Genomic DNA, 946 nt, shown 5'->3' on the forward strand with positions numbered 1-946 from the left:
CCCTAAGATGAGCAATCACGAGTACGGTTTATGGGCTAGAGATTGCTTAAAAATACTCGAAGATCATTACACCGATATTACGAAAGTTACCAATGAAGATTTGCGTAATTACTGGGTATTTCTAGCGGGTAACGATAGCAATAGATCAAAATTAGGCTCAAAATCTGATTTTTTAAATGAATTGAAAAAACGAGGTTATAAGCTCGTAGATTGCGAACTAGTAAAAATTTAGGTAGGTATTTTACTTAACTTTTTTTTGAAGAAGAACAAGATGAATAGCAATTTTATAACAGAGACAGAAAAATTAAGCCGAGAAAAAGCGGTTAGAGCGGCTATTGATAATAATCGTTTAGAGGGATTAGAACCAAGCCAAGAGTTTATAGATAGGGGTCTGACGCTCAGTGGAACGAAAACTCACGTTAAGGGATTTTGGTCATGAGATTATCAAAAAGGATCTTCACCTAGATCCTTTTAAATTAAAAATGAAGTTTTAAATCAATCTAAAGTATATATGAGTAAACTTGGTCTGACAGTTACCAATGCTTAATCAGTGAGGCACCTATCTCAGCGATCTGTCTATTTCGTTCATCCATAGTTGCCTGACTCCCCGGCTCCAGATTTATCAGCAATAAACCAGCCAGCCGGAAGGGCCGAGCGCAGAAGTGGTCCTGCAACTTTATCCGCCTCCATCCAGTCTATTAATTGTTGCCGGGAAGCTAGAGTAAGTAGTTCGCCAGTTAATAGTTTGCGCAACGTTGTTGCCATTGCTGCAGGCATCGTGGTGTCACGCTCGTCGTTTGGTATGGCTTCATTCAGCTCCGGTTCCCAACGATCAAGGCGAGTTACATGATCCCCCATGTTGTGCAAAAAAGCGGTTAGCTCCTTCGGTCCTCCGATCGTTGTCAGAAGTAAGTTGGCAGCAGTGTTATCACTCATGGTTATGGCA

The 946-nt window shown here is 40.8% G+C and carries 2 protein-coding genes and 1 pseudogene; 2 read left to right on the plus strand and 1 reads right to left on the minus strand.

Features of this window, described 5'->3' with window-relative positions; translation table 11 throughout:
• On the plus strand, nucleotides 1–232 hold a 232-nt coding region (locus tag ACQRAX_RS25465; protein WP_427867774.1), incomplete at its 5' end, for a hypothetical protein.
• 39 nt (nucleotides 233–271) lie between these two features.
• On the plus strand, nucleotides 272–439 hold the full coding sequence (locus ACQRAX_RS25470) for an antitoxin VbhA family protein (RefSeq protein ID WP_164823310.1): 168 nt from the start codon (nucleotides 272–274) through the stop codon (nucleotides 437–439).
• A 94-nt stretch (nucleotides 440–533) separates the two neighbouring features.
• On the opposite strand, the pseudogene ACQRAX_RS25475 reads toward ACQRAX_RS25470, so the two are convergent.
• Nucleotides 534–946 (minus strand): annotated as a pseudogene (locus ACQRAX_RS25475) (serine hydrolase); the annotation flags it as partial.

Source organism: Pseudomonas sp. UM16 (assembly GCF_050312595.1).
In the GTDB taxonomy this organism is placed as follows: Bacteria; Pseudomonadota; Gammaproteobacteria; order Pseudomonadales; family Pseudomonadaceae; genus Aquipseudomonas.